This window comes from Pseudooceanicola nitratireducens (genome assembly GCF_900109195.1).
Lineage (GTDB): Bacteria > Pseudomonadota > Alphaproteobacteria > Rhodobacterales > Rhodobacteraceae > Pseudooceanicola > Pseudooceanicola nitratireducens.
In genome coordinates this window covers 241,419-253,913 of the sequence record NZ_FNZG01000004.1, presented here as the reverse complement: position 1 = coordinate 253,913, position 12,495 = coordinate 241,419, and the positions used below count along the sequence as shown (strand labels likewise).

The 12,495-nt window shown below is 63.7% G+C and carries 13 protein-coding genes; 4 read left to right on the top strand and 9 right to left on the bottom strand.

The window, feature by feature from the left end:
* The 6 genes from BMX99_RS15885 to BMX99_RS15860 all read right to left on the bottom strand — a co-directional run bounded on the left by BMX99_RS15885 (position 1) and on the right by BMX99_RS15860 (position 5,466).
* Positions 1 to 1,272, bottom strand: coding sequence for a branched-chain amino acid ABC transporter permease (locus BMX99_RS15885; protein ID WP_093454391.1), 1,272 nt, complete (start codon positions 1,270 to 1,272; stop codon positions 1 to 3).
* A 2-nt stretch (positions 1,273 to 1,274) separates the two neighbouring features.
* Positions 1,275 to 2,285 carry a branched-chain amino acid ABC transporter permease gene (locus BMX99_RS15880; protein WP_093454077.1) on the bottom strand — a complete coding sequence of 337 codons (1,011 nt, stop codon included), beginning with the start codon at positions 2,283 to 2,285 and terminating at the stop codon, positions 1,275 to 1,277.
* Positions 2,285 to 2,656: a hypothetical protein gene (locus BMX99_RS15875; RefSeq protein WP_139199570.1), complete on the bottom strand. Its 372-nt coding sequence runs from the start codon at positions 2,654 to 2,656 to the stop codon at positions 2,285 to 2,287. Before BMX99_RS15875 ends, BMX99_RS15880 begins: the two co-directional genes overlap by 1 nt.
* A gap of 34 nt (positions 2,657 to 2,690) precedes the next feature.
* Complete coding sequence (locus BMX99_RS15870) at positions 2,691 to 3,404, bottom strand: ABC transporter ATP-binding protein (RefSeq protein ID WP_093454071.1); 714 nt, start codon at positions 3,402 to 3,404, stop codon at positions 2,691 to 2,693.
* The gene (locus BMX99_RS15865; protein WP_093454068.1) at positions 3,397 to 4,179 is read right to left on the bottom strand and encodes an ABC transporter ATP-binding protein; all 783 of its coding nucleotides are present in this window, start codon (positions 4,177 to 4,179) and stop codon (positions 3,397 to 3,399) included. Before BMX99_RS15865 ends, BMX99_RS15870 begins: the two co-directional genes overlap by 8 nt.
* A gap of 93 nt (positions 4,180 to 4,272) precedes the next feature.
* The gene (locus BMX99_RS15860) at positions 4,273 to 5,466 is read right to left on the bottom strand and encodes an ABC transporter substrate-binding protein (RefSeq protein ID WP_093454065.1); all 1,194 of its coding nucleotides are present in this window, start codon (positions 5,464 to 5,466) and stop codon (positions 4,273 to 4,275) included.
* Between the two features lie 132 nt (positions 5,467 to 5,598).
* Between BMX99_RS15860 and BMX99_RS15855 the strand changes: the two genes are divergently transcribed.
* A complete protein-coding gene (locus BMX99_RS15855; protein WP_093454062.1) occupies positions 5,599 to 6,708 on the top strand; it encodes a PQQ-dependent sugar dehydrogenase in 1,110 nt (369 codons plus the stop codon).
* A 210-nt stretch (positions 6,709 to 6,918) separates the two neighbouring features.
* On the opposite strand, the gene bmt is transcribed toward BMX99_RS15855, so the two are convergent.
* From bmt to BMX99_RS15840, 3 genes are all read right to left on the bottom strand, one after another.
* Complete coding sequence (gene bmt, locus BMX99_RS15850; protein WP_093454060.1) at positions 6,919 to 7,935, bottom strand: betaine--homocysteine S-methyltransferase; 1,017 nt, start codon at positions 7,933 to 7,935, stop codon at positions 6,919 to 6,921.
* 75 nt (positions 7,936 to 8,010) lie between these two features.
* Positions 8,011 to 9,852 (bottom strand): phosphatidylglycerol lysyltransferase domain-containing protein, encoded by a 1,842-nt coding sequence (locus BMX99_RS15845; RefSeq protein ID WP_093454057.1) that lies wholly within the window; start codon positions 9,850 to 9,852, stop codon positions 8,011 to 8,013.
* 369 nt (positions 9,853 to 10,221) lie between these two features.
* Positions 10,222 to 10,533, bottom strand: coding sequence for a DUF1476 domain-containing protein (locus BMX99_RS15840; RefSeq protein WP_093454054.1), 312 nt, complete (start codon positions 10,531 to 10,533; stop codon positions 10,222 to 10,224).
* Positions 10,534 to 10,686: 153 nt separating this feature from the next.
* On the opposite strand from BMX99_RS15840, the gene purC reads away from it, so the two are divergent.
* From purC to BMX99_RS15825, 3 genes are all read left to right on the top strand, one after another.
* A complete protein-coding gene (gene purC, locus BMX99_RS15835; RefSeq protein WP_093454052.1) occupies positions 10,687 to 11,445 on the top strand; it encodes a phosphoribosylaminoimidazolesuccinocarboxamide synthase in 759 nt (252 codons plus the stop codon).
* A 12-nt stretch (positions 11,446 to 11,457) separates the two neighbouring features.
* The gene (gene purS, locus BMX99_RS15830) at positions 11,458 to 11,688 is read left to right on the top strand and encodes a phosphoribosylformylglycinamidine synthase subunit PurS (protein ID WP_093454050.1); all 231 of its coding nucleotides are present in this window, start codon (positions 11,458 to 11,460) and stop codon (positions 11,686 to 11,688) included.
* Positions 11,689 to 11,934: 246 nt separating this feature from the next.
* Complete coding sequence (locus tag BMX99_RS15825; RefSeq protein ID WP_093454047.1) at positions 11,935 to 12,480, top strand: hypothetical protein; 546 nt, start codon at positions 11,935 to 11,937, stop codon at positions 12,478 to 12,480.
* The last annotated feature ends 15 nt before the right edge of the window (positions 12,481 to 12,495 follow it).

The following is a 12,495-nucleotide window of genomic DNA, read 5'->3' as shown; positions in this document are numbered from 1 at the left end:
TCAACGCTCCGGGATCAGGCCACGCGGGCTGAAGCGCAACACGAGGAGCATGACCAAACCCATTGTGAACAAACGCATATATGCCGCGCTGTCCATCAGGTGGTCCTTGAACGCGCCCTCGGGCAGACCGCTGGTCAGCGCGCCGATCAGCCAGGCGCCCACGGGTTCGACCTGAACCCAGAGGAACCAGATCAGCATGCCGCCCAGAACTGCGCCAAAGTTGTTGCCCGACCCGCCGACGATCACCATGACCCAGATCAGGAAGGTGAAGCGCAGCGGCTGATAGGTGCCGGGCACCAGCTGACCGTCCAGCGTGGTCATCATCGCCCCGGCCAGGCCACAGATGGCCGAGCCAAGGATGAAGATCTGCAGGTGCCGCCGGGTGACGTCCTTGCCCATGGCCTCGGCCGCGGTTTCATTGTCGCGGATCGCGCGGACCATACGGCCCCAGGGCGATTTCAGCGCCAGCTGCATCAGCACGATCAGCGCGATAAGAACCACAGCAAAAAGAACGGCATAGCCCAGTTTCACCCCGATGGTCGAGGCGGTGATCGGATCGGCAAACCGCGCGGCAAAACCGGCGTTTTCCTGAAGCTCGACCGCCGTGGGCAGGGGCGAGGGCACGCCGATGACGTTCTTCACGCCACGCGCCAGCCAGTCTTCGTTCTTCATTACGGCCAGGATGATTTCCGCAATGCCAAGCGTCGCGATGGCCAGGTAATCGGAGCGCAGCCCAAGGGCCGTCTTGCCGATGAGCCAGGCCGCACCGGCGGCCAGGAGCCCTCCGACCGGCCAGGAGAACAGCACCGGCAAGCCCAGCCCGCCCAGGTTGCCCTGAAGCGCGGGGTTCACCGCCTCGATCGCGTCACGGGCGGGATCAAACAATTCGCGGTACAGGATGAACCCGACCAGAAGAACCGCCGCCACAAGCCAGCCACGCGCGGGCAGGCGCTTTCGCCAGATCACCACGGCCAGGGTGATCGCCACCGCCGCCACGATCAGCGCCGAGAAGACGCCAAGGCCTCCGGCACGCCAGGCATCGCCCACGGGCGGCATGGCGGTCAGCGCCACGGCCAGCCCGCCAAGCGCGACAAAGCCCATGACACCGACGTTGAACAGCCCGGCAAAGCCCCATTGCAGGTTCACGCCCAGGGCCATGATCGCCGAGATCAGCCCCATGTTCAGGATCTGGAGCGCCAGGTTCCAGCTTTGCATCATGCCCGTGAGGACAAGCAGCGCCGCCACGAGGGCGAACAATCCAGCATCGCGCATCTTCATACCGATTTCCCCTTGAACAGGCCGGTCGGGCGGAACAGCAGCACCACCAGCAGGATGACGAAGGACACAGCGAACTTGTAATCCGTGGACAGAAGCTGGGCGAGCCCGTCAGGCGCCAGCGTCTCGGGCAGGGCGTAGGTCAGCACCTTTTTCCAGGCATAGGTGATCAGCACCTCGGAAAAGGCGATGACGAACCCGCCCACGATCGCGCCGATCGGAGATCCCAGCCCGCCAACGATGGCCGCCGCGAAGAAGGGCAGAAGCAGCTGGAAATAAGTGAAGGGTTTGAACGACTTGTCCAACCCGTACAGGGTGCCGGCAAGGGTCGCCAGGGCGGCGACGATCAGCCAGGTGACCATCACGACCTTCTCGGGGTTGATGCCAGACAGCAGCGCCAGATCCTCGTTGTCGGAATAGGCGCGCATGGATTTGCCGGTGCGGGTGCGGTTCAGGAACCAGAACAGCAGCGCCACGGCGATCACGGCGATCACCACGGTCAGCGCCTGTCCGGTCTTGATCGCCAGCCCTTCGTCCAGGCCCGTCATTTCCTTGAAGGTCCGGGCCGAGATCAGGAACCGTTCGCCATCGGCAAAGCGCTGATCGTCGGGGCCGATGATGAAACGCACCAAGCCGTTGGTGACGAACATCACCCCCATGGAGACGATCACCAGCACCACCGGCTTGACCTTCTGCGCCCGGTAGAAGCGATAGATATAGCGGTCGGTCAGCAGTACCAGCCCCATGCAGATAACGATGCCGAAGGGCAGCGCCAGCAGGGCGGTCGGCAGCGGACCAAGGTTGATGCCCCAGCTTTGGAACAGCCAGGTGAACAGCACAACGGCCATGGTGCCAAAGGCCATCGTGTCGCCGTGGGCGAAGTTCGAGAACCGCAGGATGCCGTAGATCAGCGTCACCCCAAGCGCACCAAGCGCCAGCTGCGCGCCATAGGCGAGCGCCGGGACCAGCACGAAATTAGACAGCGCCACGAAGGCGTTCAGAAGATCCATCAGCCGACCCTCTCGCAGGTACCAAGATAAGTGATGCTTTGCGGGCCATCGGTGACATGGGCCGTAAAGCGGGCCGAGGCATCGCCCTCGGGGTCGGTATTGGCCGACAGAAGATAGACCGCACCGTCGGAATTGACGAAGACCGTCAGGATGTTGGCCTCGTCCCGGATCGCGAGGATCGGGAAAGTGCCGAAGTCGGTGGCGATGTTCTGATCCTCGCCCCGCACCTCGACGGCAAAGTCTGATGCGGCGCAGGCCTCGCTTTCATAGCATTCGGTGTCGAAGCTGCAGCTGTAGTCAGACCCCAGGACCATGCCGGGGACAAGTGCCAGAAGGGCTGCACATACTGCGTAAGGGACTTTGACCCCCATGCGCAGAGCATTGATAACGTTGAAGATCCCCATCTCAGCCCCCCAGGAAACTGCGGCGGACTTCGTCGTCGGCCAGCAGTTCCTTGCCGGTGCCGGTGTGGGCATTGGCCCCCTGAACCAGCACATAGGCGCGATCTGCGATCTCAAGCGCCTGGCGGGCGTTCTGTTCGACCATCAGCACCGGAAGGCCGGTGCGCGCGATCTCGATGATGCGGTCGAAAAGTTCGTCCATGACGATCGGGCTAACGCCCGCGGTCGGTTCGTCCAGCATCAGGACCTTGGGTTGGGTCATCAGCGCGCGGCCCACGGCGACCTGCTGGCGTTGGCCGCCCGACAGCTCTCCTGCTGCTTGATGGCGCTTGTCCTTCAGGATCGGGAACAGGTCATAAACCTGGGCCATCGTTGAAGAAAAGTCGTCATTGCGGATGAAGGCACCCATTTCCAGGTTCTCTTCCACGCTCATCGACGGGAAGATGTTGTTCACCTGCGGGACAAAGCCCATGCCGCGCCGCACGCGATCCTGTGGTGACAGGTCGGTGATGTCGTCGCCATCCAGTACGACCCGGCCCTTGCGCAGGTTCAGCATGCCGAAGATGGCCTTCATGCCGGTGGATTTGCCAGCCCCGTTCGGGCCGACGATGACCGCGATCTGGCCCGGATCGACCGAGATGGTGCAATCATGCAGGATGTCGGGCCCCCGGCCATAGCCGCCGGTCATGGCTTCTCCGATTAGGAACGGCTCAGCCATTGGCCATCTCCTTGTTCTTCAGACCGGTGCCCAGGTAGGCCTCGATCACCTGTTCGTTTGCCTTGATCTCGTCCAAGGTGCCTTCGGCAAGCACTTTGCCTTCGGCCATGCAGATGACCGGATCGCAAAGTTTCCCAATGAAATCCATGTCATGTTCGATCACGACGAAGGTATAGCCGCGTTCCTTGTTCAACCGCAGGATCGCGTCGGCGATGGTCATCAGAAGGGTGCGGTTCACGCCTGCGCCGACCTCGTCCAGGAAGACGATCTTGGCGTCGACCATCATGGTGCGGCCCAGTTCCAGCAGCTTTTTCTGCCCGCCGGACAGGTTTCCGGCCTTTTCGTCGGCGAGATGCGAGATCGTCAGGAACTCCAGCACCTCGTCGGCCTTGCGCCGTAAGGCCTCTTCCTCGCGGGCGATCTGACGACGCTTGAGCCAGGCATTGACCAGGGTTTCGCCCGTCTGGTCGCCGGGCACCATCATCAGGTTTTCGCGCACGGTCATGGAATGGAACTCATGCGCGATCTGGAAGGTCCGCAGCAGCCCCTTGTGAAACAGCTCATGCGGGGGGAGGCCGGTGATGTCCTCTCCTCCCATGGTGACGCGGCCGCTTGTGGGCTTGAGATGCCCGGCGATCACGTTGAACAGGGTGGTCTTGCCGGCGCCATTGGGGCCGATCAGCCCGGTGATCGACCCTTCGCGGATCGTCAGGCTGGCCCCGTCAACGGCCCGGAAGCCCCCGAAATGTTTGTGAATATCGTCAACGACGATCATACCGTCCCCCTTTGGCCAGACGTGTTTCCGCCTATTACCAAATGTAAAAGCGGCCCGGTTCTGCGCCGGGCCGCCTGAATGGTCAAGCTAGACTTAACGGTAGCCGGTGGTGGTCATCTTGCCACCTTCGAACTTGATCTCGCGGAACGAGCCCGAAGCTTCACCGGGGCCGATCAGTTCCACGTCCGTGGCCCCGACATAGTCGATGTCGGTGCCGGCGGCGATCAGTTCCAGCGCCTTGGCCAGTTCACCGGGATAGATCTTTTCGCCCGGCGCGTTGGCCACCATTTCGACCTTGGATTTGTAGTCACCGGGTTCAACCGAACCGGCGGCCTGCATGGCCAGCAGGATCAGCGCAGCCGCGTCATAGCTTTCGCCGGTGTAGGGGCCGGAGACGTCGAACTTGTCACCCACGACCTCGGCGAATTTCGCCGCACCCGGGCTGTCGGTGCCGGGAACCTGGCCGGTGGAGCCGTCCAGCTCGGAGCCGAAGTTTTCTTCCAGCGCGGCACCGATCATGCCATCGGGGAAATGGAAGCGGTCGAATGCGCCGGTGTCGAGCGACCCGCGCACGATGCCTGCGCCACCCTGGTCAACATAGCCTGCAACGACCAGCAGGTCGCCACCGGCGGATGCCAGCGCGCCAACTTCGGCCGAGTAGTCGGCTTTGCCGTCTTCGTGTGCGGCCGAAATGGTGACTTCACCGCCAGCGGCTTCGAAGGCTTGCTGGAAGCTGTCTGCCAGGCCCTTGCCGTAGTCGTTGTTGGTGTAGGTGACCGCGACGGACTTGACGCCCATGCCGATCAGACCTTCGGTCATGACGACGCCCTGACGTGCGTCAGACGGAGCCGTACGGAAGAACAACCCGTTGTCTTCCGCTTCCGACAGACCCGGAGAGGTCGCGGAGGGCGAGATCATGACCATGCCGTTCGGCACGGCAACGTTGGTCAGGACTGCGCCGGTCACGCCCGAGCAGTCAGCGCCCATGATGCCCTTGACGCCTTCGGCGGTCACAAGGCGTTCAGCGGCGGCGGTTGCGGCACCGGCGTCGACACAGGTCGAATCCGCGCGCACCGGGGTCACCTTGGCACCGCCCAGAAGCGCGCCGCTTTCGGTCACTTCGGACATCGCCAGTTCAGCGCCGGCGGCCATGGCCTGGGTCAGCGATTCGATCGGGCCGGTGAAGCCGAGGATCACGCCCAGCTTGACTTCGGATGCGTGGCTTTCCGCGTGGGCCGCTGCGGTCAGTGCCGTTAGCGCCGCGCCTGCCAGTAGAAGCTTTTTCATTGTGTTCTCCCTTGTTGGAACATTGTCCTGGCGGCGATGCTATGCGCGCTAACGGGAAAAGAAAAGTCTTCGTGAACAACGTTGCTCTTGCGTAAAGCAGGCATAGGTTTTTCATCAAAGAAAGGACCTTTCATGCCCCTGATTTCCCGTTCCCCGATCCGTCTCTCTGCTGTTGCTCTGGCCCTTGTTGCCGCCGGTGCGATTCCCGCCCAAGCGCTTGATACATCTGTCGGATCACTGACCGCGCAGCCGGTGATCACCGGCCTTGATGGCCCCTGGTCGCTGGCCTTCCTGCCCGGCGGGGCCTTCCTGGTGACCGAGATCGACGGACGGCTTCTGCTGATCCGGGACGGCACCGCGCGCCCGGTGGATGGCCTGCCCGAGATCCTGGTGGACGGCCAGGGCGGCCTGCTTGACGTCATGGTGCCGCGCGATTTTGCCGAAACAGGCGAGGTCTTTTTGACCCATGCAGCCAGCCTGGGGCGCAGCGAAGGCACCGTGCTGACCCGCGCGGTTTTGGACCTGGACGGGGCCCGTCTGACCGGGGTGACCCGGATCTTCGAGATGGTGACCGACAGCACCGGCGGGCGGCACTTCGGGTCGCGCGTTGTCGAGGGGCCGCAGGGGCATCTGTTCATGACCCTGGGCGAACGCGGCGACCGTCCGGCGGCGCAGGATCTGTCGCGCCACAACGGCACGGTGATCCGGCTGAACCGCGACGGCTCGGTCCCCGACGACAATCCCTTTGTTGGTGTCAGCGGTGCCTTGCCCGAAATCTGGTCCTACGGTCACCGCAACCCGCAGGGCGCGGCCTTTGACGGCGCGGGGCAGCTTTGGATCAACGAACACGGCGCGCGCGGCGGGGACGAGGTCAACCGCATCACCCCCGGCGCGAATTATGGCTGGCCGGTGATTTCCTACGGGCGGCATTATTCCGGTCTTGCGATCGGTGAAGGCACCGAGAAAGAGGGTATGGAGCAGCCCGTAACCTATTGGGATCCCTCGATTGCGCCGTCGGGGATGACCTTTTGCGACGGAACGATTTCCGACTGGCGGGGCGATGCCTTCGTTGGGTCGCTGAAATTCGACTATATTGCGCGGCTGTCCGGCGATCCTCTGCGCGAGGTCGAGAAGATCGAAGGCCCTGAAACGCAGCGGGTGCGCGATGTCCGTACGGGGCCGGATGGGGCGCTGTGGTTCATCTCGGAAGGAAACGGTGCCGTATATAGGGTTTCCAAATAAATCAGGGGGTTGTGATTGGAAGCTGACCTTTCGCATCCGTGCTAATTTTCCGCATCAACCAAGTTGAGCTTACGGCGTATATTGCAGGGAATACGCCAGCGTATCCAGGCGACACACTGAAATCCCACGAAAAACGCCCGCACCTGAGATCAGGCGCGGGCGTTTGCTTCACCGCATTGCTGCGGGTATCAGGCCACCTGGCTTACGGCGTCAGTCGCGGCGACGGCGACCGCCACGGCTGCGCTTGGGGCCGCCGTCTTCGCCCGTGCCATCCGAGGCCGAGGAGAAGCCGCCCAGAACCTCGGCGATCTTTTCCAGCGTCGGACGTTCACCACGGGGGCGGTTCACCAGCGCTTCGTGCATCTTTTCAAGGTGTTCCGGCATCGTGCCACAGCAGCCGCCAATGATCGTCGCGCCGCAATCGCGGGCCATGACGGCATATTCGCCCATCAGATCGGGCGTGCCGTCATAGTGGATGTGACCGTCTTCGTACTTGGGGATGCCGGCGTTGCCCTTGGCAATGATCGGACGTTCGACGCCTTGGGCGGCAAAACCCAGCACGGTGCGCAGCAGGTCCGAGGCACCGACGCCGCAGTTGGCACCATAGGCCAGCGGCGGCTTCGGCAGTTTCTCGACCATGGCCACCATCGCCTCGGACGTCACACCCATCATGGTGCGGCCCGCGGTGTCAAAGGACATGGTCCCGCACCAGGGCATATTGGCCAGGGCAAAGGCCTCGGCCGCGGCCTTGTATTCTTCGGGTGCCGAGATGGTTTCCAGCCAGAGCACATCGGCCCCGCCTTCCTTCAGCCCCTCGGCCTGTTCGTGGAACATCTCGACCGCCAGCTCATGGGTCAGGGACCCCATGGGGGCCATGATGTCGCCGGTCGGCCCGACCGAGCCCGCCACCACGACCGTCCGGCCCGAGGCATCGGCAACGTCGCGGCCAAGCGCGGCGGCCAGGCGGTTCAGCTCTCGCACGCGGGATTCGGCCCCGTGCAGCTTGAGGCGCGAGGCATTGCCGCCGAAGGAGTTGGTCAGGAAGATGTCGCTGCCCGCGTTCACGGCCCCGGAGTACAGCGCCTTGATCTTCTCGGGTTCGTCCGCGTTCCACAGCTCGGGCGCATCGCCCGAGGACAGGCCCATGTTGAACAGGTTGGTGCCGGTCGCACCGTCGGCCATAAGCCAGTCGCGCGTTTTCAGCAGCGTGGAAAGGGCATCGGCCATCGGGAAACCTCCGGGAATGTCAGGCACAGGATTTGCGCCCGACATAGCCATTGATGCGGTCAGAGGAAAGGGGGCTTAGCCACGCGGCGCGTGAATGGCCCGTGCGATGTCGGCCAGGGCCAGCGTCAGCTCGGCCCGGGACGGGGCGGCGGCATATAGCGGCTGGCGATAGGGACCGAAGCTTTCCTTGAACCGGGTCAGCCCGGCACCACCGCTGCGACGGGTGACGGCATCGCGGATACGGCGGGCCAGCGGGCGTTCCGCCTTGGGTGTGGCGGGCATGGCGGCAAGGCTAAGGCGTTTGCGGCCCTCGGCCTGCGCCGTCAGGATCGCACTGACGATCATCTGGTGCATCGTGCCATCGGGCAGATCCGCGCCGTGGCGCATCAGGTCCAGCGCCATGTCGTGGCCGGACTGATGGAAGGTGACAAAGCCCAGCATGCGACCGTGTTCGCGCGCCACGAAGATGCGCTGCTGTTTCACATAGTCGGCGTCAAAGCGCCCCATAGAAAAGCCGCGCGCCTTGCCGTGGCTCGCCAGCCAGGCCTGATCCATCTGCGCCATTTCATGCAGCAGGTTGGGGCAGGGGTTTTCCTCGATCACGGTGATCCCGGCCTTTTCCGCATGGCGCAGCTTGCGCCGCAGCTGGCGGTGGCGGGACCCGTCCAGAGAGAAGCCGGGCAGGTCGATCACCGCATCATCGGCCACGCGCACCACGGCCCAGCCATCGCGGCGGGCCTGGGCGGCCAGCGGGCCGGTGCATTTGTAAAGCGCGGGGATCAGCATGCGGGCGCGTGCGGCGTCCTTCAGATCCTCGGTCACGCCCTGTGTGGTGCCGTTCAGCGGATCGAACAGCAGCGCAAGGCACTGGCCGCTTTCCGCAACGATGGACTGGTCTTTGCCCGTGTGCAGGGCAAAGCCGCCGTTCTGCCGCACGACCCCGCATTCGGCGCGCCGCGCCTGGCAAAGGTTCGCGGGAACGGAAGGACCCGCATCCGAGGCGGCGACGCGGTAGGGGAAGGCCAGCGGGATGATCGCCAGCAGCGCGGGCACCGCGTAATAGATCAGACGCCAGGCCAGGATCGCACCCAGAAGCGGTTCCTGCGGGACCAGCGGCAAGAAGGACAGCACGGCCAGTTCAAACGGGCCAGCCCCGCCGGGGGTCGAGCTGAACAGCCCGCAGCCCAGGGCGATGGCGAAGATCGGCAGAAGCACCTCGTACCGGATGTCGAGACCGGCAGGCATCAGCACATGCAGCGCAGCGGCCGCAGCGGCGATGTCGATCAGGGTCAGCACCGTGATCGAGCCAAGCGCGCGCAGGCTGGGCAGGCGAATCGACAGGCTCCGCAGGCGGAAGGTCGGTGTCAGGAAGGCAATGACGGCAAGCGCCACGGCCCCGCCCAGAACGCAGGCGGTCATCCACAGGGGCAGGGTGACGCCCGGCAGCACAAGCGCCAGAAGCACCGTCGCCAGCGCCCAGGCCCCCATGAAGCTGGCCGTTACCACGGATGTCACCTTGGCGGCCGTGCCGCCGCCTGTGCCTGAAAGCATCCGCCAGCGCGCCAGCGACCCGGTGACGATGCCCAGTCCCAGAACCTGTGCGATGGCGATGGATCCGGCACCGGTGACCCGCGCCACATCGGCAGGAACGCCGGTGCGCAGGTGGCGGTGCACGACCACGTCATAGGTGCCAATCGCCCAGAACGACAGCGCCGTGGCCGCCGCCGCCGCCAGCCATTGCGGCAGCGAGGTCGTGCGCACAACCTCCGCGACCGCATGGAAATCCAGCCCGGCCAGCTTGCTGTTCAGCAGCAGGACGCAGGCCGTGCCGACGACCAGCGGGAAGAAGGCTTTGAAAATGCGGCGCGAGGCGGCGGATCGCAGCAGGGCGGTCCTTGGGGGCACGTTTCTGGGCATCAGGTCTCTCCACTCACTCCGCGACCGGATTAGATCTCAAGTCCTACCGGGGGCTTAACTCATGGCCTGATGGAAAGGACTGCTCTGTCGCCCGATCTTCCGCCGGGCCTTGGTTGGGTTTAGCAAGCGTATACGTCTGGGAAAACGGTAAACTCTCGCTAAGATTGCTGAAAGTATACAGGTGTGATCTGGCGGACTCAGGGCCGGGATCCGACAACTCTCGGACAAGATGCGGGCGACAATCGGGCAAATCCGCACAATGTACGGAACGCCACGATTTCCACTGGAAAAGCCGCATTTCGAGACCGGAACCGGAATGGCAAAACGCCCGGCCGGGGCCGGGCGCACGCCATGCGATATCCGCGTCGATCACTCTTCCAGGATCTGGGACTTCGCGACTTTCAGCAGCTGGTCCATCTTGGCGCGGATCTCGTCGTCGGTGGCCTTGTCGCCCAGATCGCCCGAGACTTTGCGCACCACATCCTCGTGCCCGGCCTCTTCGAAATCGGATTTCACGACCTCGCGGGCGTATTCCGCGGCGTCCTCACCGGTCTTGCCCATAAGTTCCGCAGCCCAGAGGCCCAGCAGCTTGTTGCGCCGTGCCTCGGCGCGGAACTGCATCTCCTGGTCATGTGCATATTTGTTTTCGAAGGCTTTTTCGCGATCGTCGAAGGTGCTCATGGGCCCTATCCCTTACGTGAAGTTCACTTCCAATTGATATGCCCGCCCCGGCGTCCTGACGCAAGGGGCGGGGGCCGCTTGCGACAATCCCGCCCATGATCTAAGAGAGCGCCTCAAAGGGACGGGCCGCGTGGCCCAAGCGAAAGGGCAGCCATGGCACGCCGCAAGAAGATCTACGAAGGTAAGGCGAAGATCCTGTACGAAGGCCCCGAACCGGGCACGATCGTGCAGTATTTCAAGGACGACGCCACCGCATTCAACGCCGAGAAGAAGGCCACCATCGAAGGCAAGGGTGTGTTGAACAACCGCCTGAGCGAGTTCTTCATGACCGGCCTGAACAACATCGGCGTGCCGACTCATTTCCTGAAACGGCTGAACATGCGCGAACAGCTGGTCCGCAGCTGCGAGATCATTCCGCTGGAAATCATCGTGCGCAACTTTGCCGCCGGGTCGCTGTCCAAGCGTCTGGGGATCGAGGAAGGCACCGCGCTTCCGCGCCCGATCGTGGAATATTGCTACAAGGACGACAAGCTGGGTGACCCGCTTGTGACCGAGGAACACATCGCCGCCTTCGGCTGGGCCACCCAGCAGGACATGGACGACATCCTGAGCCTTGCGCTGCGGGTCAACGACTATATGTCCGGCCTGATGTATGGCGTCGGCATCAAGCTGATCGATTTCAAGATCGAGATCGGCCGCGTCTACGACGGTGATTTCCAGCGCCTTGTCGTGGCCGATGAAATCAGCCCCGACAGCTGCCGCCTGTGGGACCTGGAGACCGGCCAGAAGCTGGACAAGGACGTGTTCCGCCGCGACCTGGGGTCCCTGACCGATGCCTATACCGAAGTGGCCAAGCGTCTGGGCGTACTGCCCAAGTCCGGCGGCCATTCGAAACCGACCCTGATCAATTAAGAGGATCCCGCGATGAAAGCCCGCGTTCATGTCATGTTGAAAAACGGCGTTCTGGACCCGCAGGGGGAAGCCGTGCGCCACGCGCTCGGATCGCTTGGGTTCGACGGGGTCGAAGGCGTCCGCCAGGGCAAGGTGATCGAGCTGGACCTGGCCGATGGTACGACCGAAGAGACCGTGCGCGACATGTGTGAGAAGCTTCTGGCGAATACCGTCATCGAAAGCTACACGGTCGAGCTGGCCTGAGGTCTGACTTCGCCTGTTAGGCGCGCGGGTATTTGGGTCGCGCGCCCGAAGGGGCAGGATATTGGGGGACTGCGTGGGGGCTTGTGCAGAGCGCGGGGCCCTTGGGGGATTGGCCCCGGACGTAGCGGTTAGCGGGGGCCAGCCCCCGCACCCCCGGGATATTTTCGGCAAGAGGATGGGGCGGAGGTTTCGCCCCGTTTTCGTTTTGGATCTGGGTATTTGAGGTGTTTTTGAGGGGAGGCGCGGGTGATTACGCTGGCATTCTACAAGGGGCGCGGGTCGTCCTGGGGGCATCGCTTTCAGGATTGGCTGATCCGCTTTGCCACGAGGTCGCCCTATAGCCACGTTGAATTGATCGAAGGTACGGCCGTGCTGGGCGAGGAGGCCCTGTGCCTGTCGTCTTCGGGGCGGGATGGCGGCGTGCGAGACAAGCGCATCGTGCTGAAACCGGAAAGCTGGGACCTGGTCGAGATCGCCAGCGATCCGCGCGGGGTCGGCAGTTTCATCCGCGAGAGGATCGGCGCGAAATACGATTATCTTGGCATTCTCTTCAGCCAGATCTTTGCCCTGGCGCGCCACGACGAACGCAAGTGGTTCTGTTCGGAAATCTGCGCGGCGGCGCTTGGCATGGCCAATGCGCAGCGCATGAGCCCGCAGGCGCTGTTCGACGTAGTCACCTGGAACCGGCCCGGCCCGCCGCCGGCTGGCACAGGGGATGGGACAGTGGATGGGACAGGGGATGACCCCCAGGGCGGGCGCGAAGAGCGGCCAAAACCTCCCAGGATCGGTTGATCCCGGCTTGAGCTT

Excerpts from the sequence above, each read along its gene's own strand:
- BMX99_RS15875 (WP_139199570.1), bottom strand. The coding sequence starts at position 2,656 with ATGGGGGTCAAAGTCCCTTACGCAGTATGTGCAGCCCTTCTGGCACTT.
- BMX99_RS15840 (WP_093454054.1), bottom strand. The coding sequence starts at position 10,533 with ATGAGCACCTTCGACGATCGCGAAAAAGCCTTCGAAAACAAATATGCA.
- BMX99_RS15880 (WP_093454077.1), bottom strand. The coding sequence starts at position 2,285 with ATGGATCTTCTGAACGCCTTCGTGGCGCTGTCTAATTTCGTGCTGGTC.
- BMX99_RS15860 (WP_093454065.1), bottom strand. The coding sequence starts at position 5,466 with ATGAAAAAGCTTCTACTGGCAGGCGCGGCGCTAACGGCACTGACCGCA.
- BMX99_RS15845 (WP_093454057.1), bottom strand. The coding sequence starts at position 9,852 with ATGCCCAGAAACGTGCCCCCAAGGACCGCCCTGCTGCGATCCGCCGCC.
- BMX99_RS15885 (WP_093454391.1), bottom strand. The coding sequence starts at position 1,272 with ATGCGCGATGCTGGATTGTTCGCCCTCGTGGCGGCGCTGCTTGTCCTC.
- purS (WP_093454050.1), top strand. The coding sequence starts at position 11,458 with ATGAAAGCCCGCGTTCATGTCATGTTGAAAAACGGCGTTCTGGACCCG.
- BMX99_RS15865 (WP_093454068.1), bottom strand. The coding sequence starts at position 4,179 with ATGATCGTCGTTGACGATATTCACAAACATTTCGGGGGCTTCCGGGCC.
- bmt (WP_093454060.1), bottom strand. The coding sequence starts at position 7,935 with ATGGCCGATGCCCTTTCCACGCTGCTGAAAACGCGCGACTGGCTTATG.
- purC (WP_093454052.1), top strand. The coding sequence starts at position 10,687 with ATGGCACGCCGCAAGAAGATCTACGAAGGTAAGGCGAAGATCCTGTAC.
- BMX99_RS15855 (WP_093454062.1), top strand. The coding sequence starts at position 5,599 with ATGCCCCTGATTTCCCGTTCCCCGATCCGTCTCTCTGCTGTTGCTCTG.
- BMX99_RS15870 (WP_093454071.1), bottom strand. The coding sequence starts at position 3,404 with ATGGCTGAGCCGTTCCTAATCGGAGAAGCCATGACCGGCGGCTATGGC.